Origin of the sequence: Methyloferula stellata AR4 (assembly GCF_000385335.1) — a bacterium.
Taxonomy (GTDB): Bacteria; Pseudomonadota; Alphaproteobacteria; order Rhizobiales; family Beijerinckiaceae; genus Methyloferula; species Methyloferula stellata.
Genome location: NZ_ARWA01000001.1, coordinates 3,869,168 through 3,882,809, shown reverse-complemented (window position 1 = coordinate 3,882,809; position 13,642 = coordinate 3,869,168). Strand labels below are relative to the sequence as shown.

Sequence of the window (13,642 nt, the reverse complement as noted above, 5' to 3'; positions counted from 1 at the left end):
AATGGCAGAAGAAAAATTCGACGTCATCGTCGTCGGGGCTGGGCCGTCGGGCAATGCCTGCGCCTATACGCTTGCGACCAAGGGCCTCAAGGTCCTGCAGCTCGAACGCGGAGAATATCCGGGTTCGAAAAATGTGCAGGGCGCCATTCTTTATTCCGATGCGCTCGAAAAGCTCATTCCGGATTTCCGCGAGGATGCGCCGCTCGAACGCCATATCATCGAACAGCGTATCTGGATGATGGACGACCGCTCTTATTGCGGCGCGCATTATCGTTCGGAAGATTTCAACGAAGAAAAACCGAACCGCTACACCATCATCCGCGCGCCTTTCGACAAATGGTTTTCGCGCAAGGTCGCGGCTGCCGGCGCGCTGGTGATCTGCGAGACGACCGTCACCGAACTGGTGCGCGATGCGCATGATGCCGTCATCGGCGTGCGTACCGATCGCGACGACAGCATCATTTACGCCGATGTCGTTGTGCTCGCCGAAGGCGTCAGCGGCCTCGTCGGCACGCGCGCCGGACTGCGCTCGATCCCGAAGCCCGATACGGTTGCGCTCGCGGTGAAGGAAATGCACTTCATGCCGGCCGAGACGATCGCGGCCAGGTTCAACCTGCAAGGCGACGAAGGCGTCGTCATCGAGACGGCCGGCACGATCACCAAAGGCATGACCGGCACTGGCTTCATCTACACCAATAAGGAATGTCTCTCGATTGGCATCGGCTGCCTGATTTCGGATTTCACCGAAACATCGCAGACGCCCTATGGCCTTTTGGAAGCCTTCAAGAACCATCCTGCCGTGCGGCCATTGCTCGCTGGCTCCGAGGTCAAGGAATATGCGGCCCATATGATCCCAGAGGGCGGCTACAAGGCCATTCCGCAATTGTTCGGCAATGGCTGGGTGATCGTCGGCGATGCCGGCCAATTCGTGAATGCGGTGCATCGCGAAGGCTCGAACTTGGCCATGACCACCGGACGGATCGCGGCCGAAACCATCTTCGATCTGAAGAGCCATAACCAGCCGATGACGGCGGGCAATCTCTCCATGTACAAGGCGCGGCTCGATGATTCCTTCGTCATGAAGGATCTCAAGAAATACAAGAACCTGCCGCGTACGCTCGAGAACAAGCATCTGTTCACGACCTACCCGAAGCTCTTGTCGAACGCGGCGCAGACCTATTTCCGCGTCGATGGCGTGGACAAGAAGTCCAAGGAAAACGCCATTGTTAAGTCGTTCTTTACGACGCGCCGGGTGAAGGGCCTGCTGGGAGATGTTCTCGGCATGGCTCGTGCATGGCGGTAAATTACATTGGCGGGACAGGCCCGCAAAATCTGCATGAGGTGGGAGCAAGGGCATGAGCGAGGAACCTGCAGTCCGTGTCGAGGACAAGCTTTTCCAAAATCGCTATCTGGTCGATGCTGGACGTCCCCATATCACGGTGACCCCGCATGAGGTGCCGTCGCCGCGCCTCGTCGCCCTGACGCGCATCTGCCCCGCGGGCTGCTACGCTAAGAACGACTCGGGCCAGGTCGAGATCACGACGGACGGCTGCGTCGAATGCGGGACCTGCCGGGTCGTGGCGGAGCCCTATGGCGAGATCACCTGGAACTATCCGCGCGGCGGCTTCGGCGTGCTGTTCAAATTCGGCTAGTTTTTGCACAGCTTGCTTGGCTAAAGTGAAGGCCGAGGTGTTGGAAACAAACGGCGGCATCTGCGGATGGCGCCGTTTTTTGTTGGATTGCATCCCGCTCCCGGTTGATTTTCCGACAGCCTGACCCTGGCTGAAATGACGCGTCTTTTTCGGCGCGGGCTTCTATACGGCACGATTATTCCGGCACAATGGATCCGTCTCGAAGCGCCTCTTGCATCGTGGAATAGTTCTAAATCTCAGAAATATATAGCACCCGGTATCAAACTTGCTTTAATTTTTGATGTCCGCAACGGGAACAGCGGGGCTATCATGTATAGAGTGGAACAAGAACCTCTTGACGGGCAGCAAGTGCAGCCCCCGACTCAAGAGGGCCGTACGCTTCTAGAGCGCTACGGCTTACGCGCGACGCGTCAGCGTCTCGGCTTGGCCAAACTGCTTTTCAGCAAGGGCGACCGGCATGTCACGGCCGATGCTCTGGCTGCGGAAGCGCAAGCGGTCAGAATGTCCGCCTCATTGGCGACCGTCTATAATGTCCTCAATCTTTTCGCTCAGGTCGGCTTGGTGCGCGGTCTGGCGATTGAAGGGACCAAGACGGTCTTCGATACGAACACCAGCGATCATTGCCATTTCTACTTCGAAGAAACCGGCGATATCGAAGACATCGTTGTCCAAGGCATGAAGTTCGCCGACAATTTCGAAGCCCCCGAAGGCTATGAAATCGTCAAAGTGGACGTCGTGGTGCGGCTGCGCAAAAAAGATCAGAACGTCTGAACAAGCGGCTGCGTCTTCGGACAAGGCTCACATAAACTCACCTAGAAAAGTAGCTCACGCTTTTCGACTCAAGACCGAGCTTTTCCTAGGCCTTGAGGAACGGGCATATCACGTGATCTGAGCCTTGCGGCGAAGTCAGACGGAGAAGCCCCGCATTCCGGCAGCCCGCGCCACACGCCTCATTTCCCCATTACAGTCATCCTTCACGCGTTGGGCGGAAGCTCTTTCTTCGTCCTTTGGCCGGGCGTGAAACGGCGCCATTGACCGGCGCGTACGACGGCTTGGATCTGCGCCGCCCATTCGAGCAGCACGCCGCGGATCGGCGCGGCATTATGGCTTTCGAGATCGAAGGTTCCTGCGACGGCGCCCCGCCGGATGCGTTTCAAATAGCGCTTGCCGTCGGCAGTCCTGACCGCCGCTTCCCAACCGATCACCTCTTCGGCGTCGGTGCCTTCCCGCCAGCATAAGATGATGTCGCCTGGATCGTAGCGCGGCCACATGCTGTCACCCTCCACTTCGAAGGCGATCGAGGTCTCGGGGATGGGGAAAGGCACTTCGACTTCGAACAGACCTTCCGGTGGAATCTGTTCGACTTCCGGTAGAATCTCGGCGCCGGCCCCGATGCGTCCGACCACGCGGACATGCGTATTTGGGTCAGCCTCACCGACTCCGCCCAAAAGCCAGGCGGCTGTCGTTTGCAGCACCGGGGCCAGGGCGCTCAGCGTCTCGGTCGTGATCCCACGCCGGTCGCCGCTCTTAACTGCCCGTTTTAAATTGCGAATCGCGTCCGGTTTGCGGGCAGCGAGCGACGCGCCGTGGGCAGACAGACCCAGCGCCGCGAGCCTCTGTTCGATCCGGGCGAGCACATCTTCAAGATCCATACTCGGTAGAATGACCGAAGGTATGGCGCTGTGCATCCGGTAAAATAACCGTTGACGAAGTCGGTAATTATACCTAAGAACATATCATGAACACAGAAGAGCTCATCCCCAAAACCCGCTGGACGGCCGAGCGCATCGCCCGCCTCGGCTTTCTCATCGGCCTCGGCTGGGAGGCCAAACGTGTCGCAGAGGATCCTCTGATCGTCTCGACGCCAAACAATGTTCATCGGCAGGCGCAGCGCTTCGGCCTTGCCTTCCGGGCCGTGCCTGCCTCGCCCTTACGCCTGCCGCCCGAAGCGGCGGAGCTTTATGACGCCGCGGCCGCGAAACGCGGCCTGACGCGCGAGGCTTTGATCCGCTTGCTGCTCGTCGTCGCGGCCGAGGATCAAACGCTCCTCGACAATATTCTGGATGACGGAGCCTGACCATGGAAGACGCCAAGCCCGAAGGGTTCGAAGGATTTTATATTTCGCAGGCGGAGCCTGTTCCCTCGCGATGGACGCCGGAGCATGTGGGCGAAAGCCTCGTAAAGGCATTCCGCACGCTCGATCGCTTGCCGCCAGTGCGCGGCCCGCGCGAGCCAGGGGGCCATTGGGTGCGCCATGCAATCGAATGGGCTGATCAATTGGCACAAGCCGAATTGCCGGAGGATGAGAGACGCGAAAGAGCAGAGCGCCAGAACGAGCGCCTGCTGCGTCCGACCGGCGCCGAGATCAAGGAAATGGATCTCGTCTTGGAATGGCTGCGAGAATTGCGTGATGCCGATCCCGGCATGGCGCTTGTTACAAGCCTTTGGGCCTTGCGCGCGGCGCGGCATCGTTCGATGAAGGCGCTCTGCAAGGAACGCCATTGGGCGCCCCACACATTCTATCGCAAGCGCGCCAAAGCGCTGGAGCATTTGGCGGCACTGCTCAATGCGCGCGGCATATCTGTGTTTTAGAGTCACGACTCAATCAATGAGCCGTCATTGCGAGGAGAGAAGCGACGAAGCAATCCATGCTCCCTCGTTAGCGGTGACCACTGGATTGCTTCGCTGCGCTCGCAATGACGGTTCTTTGATCGCGCAATTCTGATGCAGGAACAGACTCACCTGATGAACAAAAAGGTAATCGCTACAAAGAGCGGGATCAAAATCATCCCAGACCAAACCAGATAGCCGAAAAAGCCCGGCATATCGACGCGCTGGCGCCGCGCGATCGCATAGACCATGAAATTCGGCGCGTTGCCTATATAGGTCATTGCGCCCATGAAGACTGCGCCGAGCGAAATGGCCGCGAGTGTTGTGGCCTGCGGCCCCATCAATTGCGCCGGATCGCCGCCGGCGAGCTGGAAGAAGACGAGATAGGTCGGCGCATTGTCGAGAAACGACGACAATAGTCCCGTCGCCCAGAAATAGACGGCGTTGCGTGGTGCGCCAGAAGCATCGGTCAAAAACGCGAGGACAGGCGCGAAATGTCCGTCGTCGCCAGCCTGCATGATCGCCATGACCGGAATGATGCAGATGAAAATACCGGCGAAGAGCTGGGCGACTTCTTTCAAAGGCTCCCATTCGAATCGATTGGCCTTGCGATCGGCCTCGCCGGTCAAGGCAAGCGAGGCGAGGCCGACGGCGATCATCACGCCGTCGCGCAGAATATTCTGCGCCTCGATCTTCGTGCCCATCCAGGTCAGCGTCAGACCCGGATGCCACAGTCCGCTGATGATGATGGCCGCGATCGCGACGGCGAGCAGAAGAATATTGATGCGGCCGGTGATATGCAAAGGCTCGGGCGGTTTCGCCCGGTGCAGCGGCGCAAGCCCTTTTTCGCTGAAATAGAACCTGCGGTCCACGAGGAAAAACAGGGCGAGAAGCATATCGACGGCAAAGAGCGTCTCGGGCCACAAATGCCGCGCCGTCCAGAAGAAATCCACGCCGTGCAGAAAGCCCAAAAACAGCGGCGGGTCGCCGAGCGGCGTCAGCGCGCCGCCGATATTCGAGACGAGAAAAATAAAGAAGATCACGATATGGGCCTTAGCCCGCCGGTCTTCATTGGCGCGCAGCAAGGGCCGGATCAGGATCAAGGACGCGCCTGTCGTGCCGATCAGGCTCGCGAGCCCCGCGCCGATCGCCAGGATCGCCGTATTCACAAGCGGCGTGCCGGGCAACGTGCCTCTCACCGCGATACCGCCGGCCGCCGTGAACAAAGCAAAGAGCATCAGGATGAAGGGCAGATAGTCGAGGACCATGTTGTGGACGAAGGCGGCGGCGGTCACCGGCCAGCCTTCGACGAAAACCATCATGGCGAGCGCGAGCAAAGCCCAGAAGGCCGAGGCCTTGCCATAATGGATGTGCCAGAGCCGCCTCGCGAACAAAGGCCCCAAGGCGATTGACAGAAGAATGCCGAGAAAAGGCAGGCCGAGCCACAAAGGCAGATGCGCCCCGTCGATCGTCTCCGCCGCCGCGGCGGGTTGGCTGAGTACGGCGAAGGCGAGGGCGCCGGTACCGGCCGCGCGCACACATTTTTTTATGGTCTTGAACATGCCGTCTGTTAGCACATTCGCGGCGCCGGCGAGATGTAGAAATGGCAAAAATCGTCCTGCCGGATCGGATTGACCTGCAACGATTTGTGAGGCCTATATACGCGCATGCACCGCCCGACCTGTGCCTGTCGCCGTGCTGCTCACCCAAACAGTCTTTCTCATTGCTGACGCGGCAAAGCCGCGCGCCGATGCGCGCGTTTTCGTGTCTCTTTCAAGGAACATTCATGGTTCTATTCAGCGCCGCGCAGGATGCGGCGCGCATCCTTCTCGAAGGGCGGCAGCGTTTCACCTGTCTTGCCGGCGGGACGCGATCAGGCAAAACCTTTCTCATCGTCCGCGCCATTGTGGCCCGCGCGCTCAAAGCCAAGCATTCGCGCCATGCGATCTTGCGGTTCCATGCGAACGCTGCCCGCGCCTCCATCGCACTCGATACTTTGCCGAATGTGATGCGGCTCTGCTATCCGCGGATTGCGATCAAGGAACATCGCCAGGACGGATTTTTCGAATTGCCGAACGGCGCTCGGATCTGGATCGGCGGCCTCGACGATAAAGAGCGCGTCGAGAAAATCCTGGGCCTCGAATATGCGACGGTCTTTCTGAACGAAGCGTCGCAGATTCCTTATTCCTCCGCGCTCATTGCCTTCACGCGCCTGGCGCAGGTCGTGCCCGGCTTACATCAATGCGGCTTCGTCGATCTGAACCCGGTCGGCAAGACGCATTGGACCAACATGCTCTTTGGCGAAAAGCGCGAGCCCGTCTCGCGGCGGCCCTTGAGCGACCCCGATAATTACAAGCGGGCTTTTTTAAATCCGCCGGACAATGCCGCCAATCTCTCGAAGGCGTTTCTGGCGAGCCTCGCCGATCTGCCGGAAAAGCAGCGCAAGCGCTTCTATGAAGGGATCTATGTCGACGATGTCGATGCGGCGCTGTGGACCTACGAGATTATCGATGCCGCGCGCTGCACGCTTGAGGACATTCCGGAAGAAGAGCGTGTGTCGGTTGTCGTCGCGCTCGATCCCTCGGGCGCCGCGGGCCATGACGATCTTGGCGCCGATGAAATCGGCATCGTCGTGGCAGCAAGGGGCACGGATGGCGATTGCTATATTCTGGCCGACCGCTCGTGCCGAGAGGCGCCCGCTGCCTGGGGCCGCCGCGCGGTTGTCGCCTATCACGAATATAAGGCCGATTGCATCGTGGCTGAATCGAATTTCGGCGGCGAAATGGTACGCGCCACGATCCATGCCGCCGATCCCAATGTGCCGGTGCATCTTGTGACTGCGAGCCGGGGCAAGGCGGTACGCGCGGAACCCATCTCTGTGCGTTATGCGCAAAAACAGGTTCATCACGCAGGCCGGTTCGGCAAGCTCGAAGATCAACTCTGCGCCTTCTCGGCCGCGGGCTATGGCGGGCAGGGCAGCCCCGATCACGCGGACGCGGCGATCTGGGCTTTGACGCATTTGTTCGGCCATGACGATGGCACGGCCATCATCGAATTCTACCGGCGCGAAGCGCAGGAGCGCGGCGGTGCATGACGAAGTGTGCGTGACGCTTCATTCTCTCTTTTAGCTCCTTTGAGGACGTTGAATGCCATCACTTGCCTCTCTCGGAGCGCTGGAGCGATCTCGCACGCTTGTTGCCCAAGATGGCGCGATCTGGATTTGGCCGGGCATTCTTCTCACGCTCAAGCGTGGCGGCGGCGGTGAGATCGTTCCGGTTTCGGATGAAGTCATGCGCTTCTGGATCACGCGGCTCCATGGGCCGGAGGCGCTTTATAAAGACATTCCGTCGGCAATGTTCCGCGCCTCATCACTTCTGACGCAGGGGAATGCCGCCAAAGCGCAAGATGCGCTCGACAGGCTTGGTCTCTTCGCGCTGTCGCGCGACGGCGCGGGTTTGATGAAGGCCGTCGCAGGCGAACTTGTTGTCGATGCTTTGAACCTGCCGATTCATGACGGGCCACGGACATGGGATGCCCGAGATATTGCTCAACACATCGTCTTCTTCAAGGAGGCGCTGCTTGCTTCGCGTCCTTTGGCGAAAGGTGCGATCCCGGTCTTCGATCCAGCCAAACATCCGCGCTGGCCGGCGGGCGCGGCGGACAGTCAGGGCGGGTGGTTTGCTCCGGGAGATGAGGCAGGCATTGCGCGACTTCAGCCCATAGCCGATGATGAACCTATCAAGCCACTAGGAGCTGCGGAGGTCCCACTCGAAGGAGAAAACCTGCTTGATCCGAAAGGATTAAATGGGTTTCCTTCTCCCGGAGAGCTTGAGGCTATCGCGGATACGCTGAATACTCGAGAAGGGAATTGCATCCGAGATAGCAGCCCTAGGACCTCACCCGTATGAGAACCGGCCGCACCACATAACTGGCGCCATATTGCCACCAAGCGTGGGAGGTTACACGTCCTATACGGTTCCCTCGGGCGCTCGCGGACGCGGCAACTCACGACTGATCATAGATAATGTATCGGGCTTCGTGTATTATACGAACACCCATTACAGAAGCTTTTATCGTGCGGCGCCGCTAGTCCCTAATAAGTGAGGTACCGTGCGTGTGATTGAACTCAATGCTGCGAATTGGAAAACGGTAGGCGATTTTTATGCCGCGCTTTTACCTGAGCTTGGCGCGCCGGAATGGCATGGCGACAGTGTCAATGCGTTGGTCGATTCGATGATTTGGGGCGAAATAAATCAAATTGATCCACCCTACCGAATTATTGTCCGTAATGTTCGGGATCTACCTAGAGACGTCGCCAATGAACTTAATTGGGTGAAGCATGGATTGGCCAAAGGCAGAGCCGATTTTCAAGCCCGCAAGAACTATGATGTCGTCGTGGAATTCGAAATCCTAGATTAACCCGTCTTGTTTGGACCGAGATGCCCATGCGCGTGATAGAACTCGATGCTACGAATTGGAAAACGTGGGAAGATTTTTATGTCGCGCTTTTGGGCGCGCTCGGCGCACCAGAATGGCATGGTGACAGTGTAAACGCTTTGGTCGATTCGATGATTTGGGGTGGCATCAATGAGATCGATCCACCCTATAAATTTGTTGTACGTAATCTGCGGCAGGCGCCAAGCGATGTCGCCGAAGCGGTCGAGGACGCCAAAGCTGCCCTTGCGAGAGGCCGAGCCGATTTTCGGACCCGCAAAGGCCGTGACATCATTGTGGACTTCGAAATCATAGACTAAGCGCGGCGCATATGCGTCGCGTCATCGCAAAGAAGAGCCGTCACGCGATCTTTGAGCGGCCAGCGGCGCAGGACGTGGCTGCACTCGGCTGCCCACACAAATAGCAAGAGACCTCATCCATGACCGACCGCGCTGCCGGGCAGAGAAGCTGGACGCTCTCGCCGACCGATCTTTATGTGAGCTATGGCTCCTCCGGCCTGGGCGCCGACTGGTTCGGCCCGCTCGAGCCGATGAAGCCCTTGGCGCCGCCGGAAGTCGCCGGCCGACAATGGGATTATCCGGCTGGCTACAACCTCACCACGATCGCGCGCCCCTATGAGCCGATCTCCTTCAACATGCTGCGCGGCTTGGCCGACAGTTACGATCTGTTGCGGCTCGTCATCGAGACGCGCAAGGATCAGGTCGCGCGGCTCTGCTGGCACATTCGCAAACGCGATAAGAAAGCCAATCGAACAATGGATGCCGATCGCGTCGCTGCGATCACGTCCTTCTTCCGGCGCCCCGACGGCCAGCACGGCTTTACCGACTGGCTGCGGCTGATCCTCGAAGATCTCTTCGTCATCGACGCGCCAGCGCTCTACATGCAGCGTGATCGCGGCGGACGGCTGAAGGCGCTGCTGCCGCTCGATGGCGCGACCATCAAGCCCGTCATCGACGATTGGGGCCGCACGCCGCAGCCTTATATAGAAGGCGGGCAGGCGATCTATCCTGCCGCCTATCAGCAGATCCTCAAGGGCTATCCCGCTGTCGATTACACGACGACGGATTTGATCTACCGGCCGCGCAACATCAGGACCAATCGCGTCTACGGCTTCGGCCCGGTCGAGCAGATCGTGACGACCGTCAATATCGCCTTGCGGCGGCAGATTTTCCTGCTCGATTATTTCACCGAGGGCAATATTCCAGACAGTCTCATCGGCGTGCCGGAGAATTGGACGCCGGATCAGATCGCGACCTATCAGAAATATTGGGACGCCTATTTCGACGGCGATCTCGGCCGCCGCCGCAAGGCCAAATTCGTGCCGGGCGGCGTCGCCAAAACCTTTTTGCAGACGAAGGAGCCGTCGCTGACGGGGCCCTTCGACGAATGGCTGGCGCGGGTCATTTGCTTTGCCTTTTCGATCTCACCGCAAGGCCTCGTGCAGCAGAACAATCGCGCCACGGCGGAAACGCAAAAAGAGCTTTCGGAAGAAGAAGGCCTTCTGCCAGTGTTGGGTTGGGTGAAAGGACTCATCGACGATGTGATCGCGACGGAGTTCGATGCGCCCGATCTCGAATTCGCCTGGCAGTCGGACCCAGAGCTCGATCCGGCGGTGCAGGAAGCGATCCTGACCGGCTACACATCCAATGGCATTCTCACGATCAACGAGGCCCGCGCCATCCTCGGCCACGCGCCGCTGAATGAGCCCGCCGCCGACACGCCGATGGCGCTGACAGGCACGGGCTATGTGGCGCTGCCGAACGTCGCGACATCGCGCGAATAGGCGCGTATGGGCCATTGGCCGGTGAATGCCCAAGCTGCTTAGGCGGCAAGTAAATCTCATAAATCGAGATCTGAATGAACTCTCTTCCCTTTTGTGGGACGCGAGATCGCATCCGCACGCTCGTTGCATGTAACGGCGTGGTTTGGGTGTGGCCTGGCATTCCGCTCACGATTCGGCGTGGCACGGAGATCGTGCCGATTGCTGGCGAGATAATCAACTTCTGGATCACGCGCCTGCATGGCCCGGATGCGCTTTACGTGGATAGTCTCTCGACGGTCTCTCGCGCCGCTCGCGTTCTGACGATGGGCGATGCGGTCAAAGCGCAGCACATACTCGATGCGCTGAAGCTGACCGCTTTATCCGCCGACGGCGCGGTATTGATGAAAGTCGTTGCAGGTGAACTCGGCATGGCAGCAATGAACCTGCCGGTCCACGCTGGACCGCGAACGTGGAACGTGCGGGACATCGCTCTGCATTGCTTGCTCTTCAAAGACCATGTTGAGGCGGCGCGCACACTGGCGAAGGGTGGGGGCGGTCCATGGGATGAAGCAAAGCATCCGCGCTGGCAGCGAGGCGCGCCGGATAGCCAGGGCGGGCGCTTTGCACCTGGCACAGAATCGGGCGGCTTCTCGACGGAGCTGCCGGACGCGGCTGAACCACTACAGACGGGACGCTCCGTTTGGCGTTTTAAAATCTCAAATGTGAGGCCACTGGGCCGTTTAGCTTATGCGGCCGTGAAGGAGATTTCGAGATGGGCGCAGGCAGCGCTCGAACTTGGCGAGAAAATCGAAGTCCATAATCTCCTTCTTACCGTGGAAGCAATCCAATGGCTGAATGGCAAGCCGGATTATTATAGCGATAAGATAAAAGCGTCCCTGGATGAACCGAAGATGTTAAAAGAGCTTCAGGATGCAGTTGACGATCCAAAGCCAGGCTATGAGATTCATCACATCGTCGAGCAGAAAGGGGCAGAAGATGATGGCTTCTCTCGAGAAGAGATTGATGCGAGAAGCAATCTTGTTAGAATTCCGGCGATGAAGCATCGCGAAATCACTGGTTGGTATCAGACCGGGAATAAAGATTTTGGCGGTCTGTCGCCGCGCGAATATCTTCGCGGTAAAGATTGGGATAAACGCGACAAGGTCGGCATTCAAGCTCTCATCAAATTTGGGGTCCTTAAGCCATGAAACCCAGGCTGGCAGATATGTCTAACGAGGCACTCGTGCAGCATTTTGCCGAAATTTGTATTGAGGAAGACCAAGCCTTGTTTGAAGAAAAAATATCAAAATTCAATAAACTTTTTAAGCAACAAATGGAAGTCGAGGCGGAACTGGAAAACCGAGGTGTTGAGGCGCGTTTGGGCCTGTTAAAGCTCTACGAACATCCCAACATGCAGGTTAAGTTGCAAGCGGCGAGGGAGACTTTGGCAGTAGCTCCGAAAGAAGCTCGCCACGTCATCGAATCTATTGCCAAAAGCGGCTGGATGCCGCAAGCGGGCGATGCGGGGATGTGCCTTTGGGCTTTAGACGAAGGTATATTTAAGCCGACTTGATTTCGCTTTGTTCGACTTGGGGCGGGGCTAAACGGTGAAAGCGGCGCTTAAAGGTATGTCTGTAGGCGATCTGGTCGCGCTTTTCGAGAAAAACGCTCTCGAACAGGACGACGCCATATTCAAGGAGCGGATATTCAAGTTCAAGAAACTATATCCGCTAATGCTGGCAATTCGAGCTGAGCTGAGTCGCCGTGGATCTCGTGCTTCTTTGACCAAGCTTTATGATCACGAAAACATGCAGGTTAAACTGCAAGCTGCAATGGCAACGCTCATTGTTGCTCCGGTGGAAGCTCGCCGTGTCATAGAAGCCATTAGTAAAACCGGATGGATGCCACAAGCCGCTGATGCGAAAGAGACGATTCGGCTTCTTGACAGCGGTTTTTTCAAACCGAGCTGATGCCGCGATTTTCTGAGTATCATCCCACGATGACCACCGCCAAGCGTCCGCGCGGCGGTTTTTTTGTGCCCAAAATTCAAACCAACAGGAGCCTTCATGTCTCACTTCGGCATGTTCATACCCATCACAAAAGTCGATGCGATGCAGCGGCTCGTCTATGGCCTGGCCACAGCCGAGATCGCGGATCGCAGCGGCGAGATCTGCGACTATGAATCGACCAAGCCGCATTATGAAAAATGGTCGGACGAGATTGCGCAATCCTCCGGCGGCAAATCGCTCGGCAATCTGCGCGCCATGCATGGCGCCGTCGCCGCCGGCAAAGTGACGGCGCTCACCTTCAACGATGACGAGAAGCAGATCGAGATTTGCGCCAAGGTTGTCGATGATGAGGAATGGCGCAAAGTCCAGGAGGGCGTCTATACCGGCTTCTCGCAAGGCGGCACTTACGTGCGCCGCTGGATGGATGCGGATGGGTTGACGCGCTATACCGCCGCGCCGAGCGAAATCTCACTGGTCGATCTGCCCTGCCTGCCGCAGGCGCATTTCGAAATGATCAAAGGTGATGGCACGCGCGAATGGCGCGGCTTCACGCCTGAGGTCTCGAAGCTCGGCGCCCGCAACAGCGAGGCCGATCTCGCGCGTATCCAGGCCATGCACGACACATCGGTCGAGCTTGGCGCGACATGTGAGAGCGCGCCGCAGAAAATGGCGCATGCGGATCATCACGCGCTCGAAAAGCGCTTCGATGCTTTGTCCTCCATGCTCGCCGATGTTCTGGCGCGAGTGAAGAAGATCGAAGACCAGCCCTTGCCACTGCCGCTCTCGGGGCGCACGCGGACCATTTCGAAACAGGAAGACGGCCGCTTCGATAGCGATGAAAGCGACGCCATCGAAAAAATGCTCGCCGACCCGCAAGCTCTGTCGCTGCTCGCGATCAAGCTCGCGCAAAGGCGAGGACGGACACTTTAGGCCCAGACCTAATTCACCATGAGCCGACCCTCTCCCCTTGCGGGAGAGGGTGGTCAGCGGAGCTGACCGGGTGAGGGGTCACTCCACCCCCCTCATCCGGCTTGCTTCGCAAGCCACCTTCTCCCGCAAGGGGAGAAGGAGAGCGCTCGGCTATTGTCGTTTCAATACGACCTATGCCGTTCAGCCCGGACCTTGGAAATCCTTCATTCACTCTAACGCGCTGC

At 58.3% G+C, this 13,642-nt stretch carries 17 protein-coding genes; 15 read left to right on the top strand and 2 right to left on the bottom strand.

Translation table 11 applies throughout. The features are described 5' to 3' along the window. The first annotated feature begins 1 nt into the window (after position 1). From A3OQ_RS0119255 to irrA, 3 genes are all read left to right on the top strand, one after another. Positions 2-1,303, top strand: coding sequence for an FAD-dependent oxidoreductase (locus A3OQ_RS0119255; RefSeq protein ID WP_020177077.1), 1,302 nt, complete (start codon positions 2-4; stop codon positions 1,301-1,303). 52 nt (positions 1,304-1,355) lie between these two features. Then, entirely contained in the window at positions 1,356-1,652 is a 297-nt protein-coding gene (locus A3OQ_RS0119250) for a ferredoxin family protein (RefSeq protein ID WP_020177076.1), read from the top strand. A 318-nt stretch (positions 1,653-1,970) separates the two neighbouring features. Beyond that, entirely contained in the window at positions 1,971-2,423 is a 453-nt protein-coding gene (irrA, locus tag A3OQ_RS0119240) for an iron response transcriptional regulator IrrA (protein ID WP_020177075.1), read from the top strand. A 203-nt stretch (positions 2,424-2,626) separates the two neighbouring features. On the opposite strand, the gene A3OQ_RS0119235 is transcribed toward irrA, so the two are convergent. Next, positions 2,627-3,304, bottom strand: a complete 678-nt coding sequence (locus tag A3OQ_RS0119235; protein ID WP_020177074.1) for a S24 family peptidase — start codon at positions 3,302-3,304, stop codon at positions 2,627-2,629. Between the two features lie 86 nt (positions 3,305-3,390). Here A3OQ_RS0119235 and A3OQ_RS0119230 point away from each other — a divergent pair, with 86 nt between their 5' ends. Together A3OQ_RS0119230 and A3OQ_RS0119225 are read left to right on the top strand one after the other, a co-directional pair. Beyond that, positions 3,391-3,729 (top strand): hypothetical protein, encoded by a 339-nt coding sequence (locus A3OQ_RS0119230; RefSeq protein ID WP_020177073.1) that lies wholly within the window; start codon positions 3,391-3,393, stop codon positions 3,727-3,729. 2 nt (positions 3,730-3,731) lie between these two features. After that, a complete protein-coding gene (locus A3OQ_RS0119225) occupies positions 3,732-4,244 on the top strand; it encodes a hypothetical protein (protein ID WP_020177072.1) in 513 nt (170 codons plus the stop codon). 146 nt (positions 4,245-4,390) lie between these two features. Here A3OQ_RS0119225 and A3OQ_RS0119220 read toward each other — a convergent pair whose 3' ends face one another. Next, a complete protein-coding gene (locus A3OQ_RS0119220) occupies positions 4,391-5,872 on the bottom strand; it encodes a sodium:proton antiporter (RefSeq protein ID WP_020177071.1) in 1,482 nt (493 codons plus the stop codon). A 176-nt stretch (positions 5,873-6,048) separates the two neighbouring features. Here A3OQ_RS0119220 and A3OQ_RS0119215 point away from each other — a divergent pair, with 176 nt between their 5' ends. From A3OQ_RS0119215 to A3OQ_RS24935, 10 genes are all read left to right on the top strand, one after another. Next, a complete protein-coding gene (locus A3OQ_RS0119215; RefSeq protein ID WP_040581487.1) occupies positions 6,049-7,356 on the top strand; it encodes a phage terminase large subunit in 1,308 nt (435 codons plus the stop codon). 52 nt (positions 7,357-7,408) lie between these two features. Next, a complete protein-coding gene (locus A3OQ_RS0119210; protein WP_020177069.1) occupies positions 7,409-8,170 on the top strand; it encodes a hypothetical protein in 762 nt (253 codons plus the stop codon). Between the two features lie 43 nt (positions 8,171-8,213). Next, positions 8,214-8,366, top strand: coding sequence for a hypothetical protein (locus A3OQ_RS25375; protein ID WP_425280307.1), 153 nt, complete (start codon positions 8,214-8,216; stop codon positions 8,364-8,366). A gap of 6 nt (positions 8,367-8,372) precedes the next feature. Next, the gene (locus A3OQ_RS0119205; protein WP_152428535.1) at positions 8,373-8,681 is read left to right on the top strand and encodes a barstar family protein; all 309 of its coding nucleotides are present in this window, start codon (positions 8,373-8,375) and stop codon (positions 8,679-8,681) included. Positions 8,682-8,707: 26 nt separating this feature from the next. Continuing rightward, the gene (locus tag A3OQ_RS0119200) at positions 8,708-9,016 is read left to right on the top strand and encodes a barstar family protein (protein ID WP_244427195.1); all 309 of its coding nucleotides are present in this window, start codon (positions 8,708-8,710) and stop codon (positions 9,014-9,016) included. Positions 9,017-9,135: 119 nt separating this feature from the next. Next, on the top strand, positions 9,136-10,500 hold the full coding sequence (locus A3OQ_RS0119195; protein ID WP_020177066.1) for a phage portal protein: 1,365 nt from the start codon (positions 9,136-9,138) through the stop codon (positions 10,498-10,500). Positions 10,501-10,574: 74 nt separating this feature from the next. Then, on the top strand, positions 10,575-11,687 hold the full coding sequence (locus A3OQ_RS23800; RefSeq protein WP_152428534.1) for a hypothetical protein: 1,113 nt from the start codon (positions 10,575-10,577) through the stop codon (positions 11,685-11,687). Next, positions 11,684-12,052 carry a DUF2019 domain-containing protein gene (locus A3OQ_RS0119185; RefSeq protein WP_020177064.1) on the top strand — a complete coding sequence of 123 codons (369 nt, stop codon included), beginning with the start codon at positions 11,684-11,686 and terminating at the stop codon, positions 12,050-12,052. Before A3OQ_RS23800 ends, A3OQ_RS0119185 begins: the two co-directional genes overlap by 4 nt. Positions 12,053-12,086: 34 nt before the next feature. Then, positions 12,087-12,449, top strand: coding sequence for a DUF2019 domain-containing protein (locus A3OQ_RS0119180; protein WP_152428533.1), 363 nt, complete (start codon positions 12,087-12,089; stop codon positions 12,447-12,449). 96 nt (positions 12,450-12,545) lie between these two features. Further along, positions 12,546-13,418: a hypothetical protein gene (locus A3OQ_RS24935; protein ID WP_200860012.1), complete on the top strand. Its 873-nt coding sequence runs from the start codon at positions 12,546-12,548 to the stop codon at positions 13,416-13,418. The last annotated feature ends 224 nt before the right edge of the window (positions 13,419-13,642 follow it).

Excerpts from the sequence above, each read along its gene's own strand:
- A3OQ_RS23800 (WP_152428534.1), top strand. The coding sequence starts at position 10,575 with ATGAACTCTCTTCCCTTTTGTGGGACGCGAGATCGCATCCGCACGCTC.
- A3OQ_RS0119195 (WP_020177066.1), top strand. The coding sequence starts at position 9,136 with ATGACCGACCGCGCTGCCGGGCAGAGAAGCTGGACGCTCTCGCCGACC.
- A3OQ_RS0119235 (WP_020177074.1), bottom strand. The coding sequence starts at position 3,304 with ATGGATCTTGAAGATGTGCTCGCCCGGATCGAACAGAGGCTCGCGGCG.
- A3OQ_RS0119255 (WP_020177077.1), top strand. The coding sequence starts at position 2 with ATGGCAGAAGAAAAATTCGACGTCATCGTCGTCGGGGCTGGGCCGTCG.
- A3OQ_RS0119225 (WP_020177072.1), top strand. The coding sequence starts at position 3,732 with ATGGAAGACGCCAAGCCCGAAGGGTTCGAAGGATTTTATATTTCGCAG.
- A3OQ_RS0119185 (WP_020177064.1), top strand. The coding sequence starts at position 11,684 with ATGAAACCCAGGCTGGCAGATATGTCTAACGAGGCACTCGTGCAGCAT.
- A3OQ_RS0119250 (WP_020177076.1), top strand. The coding sequence starts at position 1,356 with ATGAGCGAGGAACCTGCAGTCCGTGTCGAGGACAAGCTTTTCCAAAAT.
- A3OQ_RS24935 (WP_200860012.1), top strand. The coding sequence starts at position 12,546 with ATGTCTCACTTCGGCATGTTCATACCCATCACAAAAGTCGATGCGATG.
- A3OQ_RS0119210 (WP_020177069.1), top strand. The coding sequence starts at position 7,409 with ATGCCATCACTTGCCTCTCTCGGAGCGCTGGAGCGATCTCGCACGCTT.
- A3OQ_RS0119200 (WP_244427195.1), top strand. The coding sequence starts at position 8,708 with ATGCGCGTGATAGAACTCGATGCTACGAATTGGAAAACGTGGGAAGAT.
- A3OQ_RS0119215 (WP_040581487.1), top strand. The coding sequence starts at position 6,049 with ATGGTTCTATTCAGCGCCGCGCAGGATGCGGCGCGCATCCTTCTCGAA.
- A3OQ_RS0119230 (WP_020177073.1), top strand. The coding sequence starts at position 3,391 with ATGAACACAGAAGAGCTCATCCCCAAAACCCGCTGGACGGCCGAGCGC.